Raw genomic sequence first — 1370 nt, 5'->3', positions numbered from 1 at the left:
ATGGCACTGATGACAGGCGAGGAGTACATCGAGAGCATCGGGAAGATGAAAGTGCAGGTATACATGTTTGGGAAGAAGGTGGAGCGTCCGGTGGACGATCCGATCCTGCGGCCGAGTTTGAACAGCGTACGGATGACGTACGACCTGGCGCAGCAGGCGGAATACGAGGACCTGATGACGGCCATTTCGCCGTACACGGGCAAGCGCGTGAACCGGTTCACCCACATCCACCAGTCGGCGGAGGACCTGGTGAAAAAGGTAAAGATGCAGCGGCTGCTGGGGCAGAAAACGGCGGCGTGCTTCCAGCGGTGCGTGGGCATGGACGCCTTCAACTCCGTGTTCTCCACCACCTATGAGACCGACCAGAAGTACGGCACCCACTACCACGAGAACTTCCGGAAGTTCATGATCTACTGCCAGGAAAACGACCTGACGGTGGACGGGGCCATGACCGACCCCAAGGGGGACCGGAGCAGGGCGCCCCACGAGCAGAGCGACCCGGACCTGTACCTGCACGTGGTGGAGCGGCGTGAGGACGGCATTGTGGTGCGGGGCGCCAAGGCCCACCAGACCGGGGCGCTGAACAGCCACGAGATCATCGTGATGCCCACCATCTCCATGGGCCCGGAGGACAAGGACTACGCGGTGAGCTTCGCGGTGCCCATGGACAGCGAGGGGATCTTTATGATCATCGGCCGGCAGAGCTGCGACACGCGCAAGCGGGAGAACAGCGAGCTGGACGTGGGCAACAGCGAGTTCGGCGGGGTGGAGGCCCTGACGGTGTTCGACAACGTGTTTGTGCCCAACGAGCGCATCTTCCTCAACGGGGAGACGGAGTTCGCGGGCATGATGGTGGAGCGCTTCGCGGGCTACCACCGGCAGAGCTACGGCGGGTGCAAGGTGGGCGTGGGCGACGTGCTCATCGGCGCGGCCGCAGTGGCGGCGGACTACAACGGCGCGGCCAAGGCCAGCCATGTGAAGGATAAGCTCATTGAGATGACCCACCTCAACGAGACGCTGTACTGCTGCGGCATCGCCTGCTCCGCCGAGGGGCATCCCACCCAGAGCGGCAACTACATCATCGACCTGCTGCTGGCCAATGTGTGCAAGCAGAACGTCACCCGCTTCCCCTATGAGATCGCCCGGCTGGCAGAGGACATCGCGGGCGGGCTGATGGTTACCGCGCCCTCCGAGGCCGACCTGCGGGACGAGAAGCTGGGGCCGGTGGTGGAGAAATACCTCAAGGGCGTGGACGGGGTCAGCACCGAGAACCGCCTGCGCATCCTGCGGCTGATCGAAAACCTGACCCTGGGCACCGCCGCCGTGGGCTACCGCACCGAGTCCATGCACGGCGCCGGCTCCCCTCAGGC

Annotated in this window: 1 protein-coding gene; it reads left to right on the top strand. The window is 64.2% G+C overall.

Annotation, left to right across the window (positions count from 1 at the left end; genetic code table 11):
- Positions 1–1370 (top strand): 4-hydroxyphenylacetate 3-hydroxylase family protein (locus H9Q75_RS12545; RefSeq protein ID WP_186567635.1); only part of this gene is annotated, 1370 nt, incomplete at both ends.

The organism is Lawsonibacter celer, from assembly GCF_014281125.1.
GTDB classification, from domain to species: domain Bacteria; phylum Bacillota; class Clostridia; order Oscillospirales; family Oscillospiraceae; genus Lawsonibacter_B; species Lawsonibacter_B celer.
The sequence above is the reverse complement of the archived record's forward strand: the minus strand, read 5'-3'. Positions and strand labels throughout refer to the sequence as shown.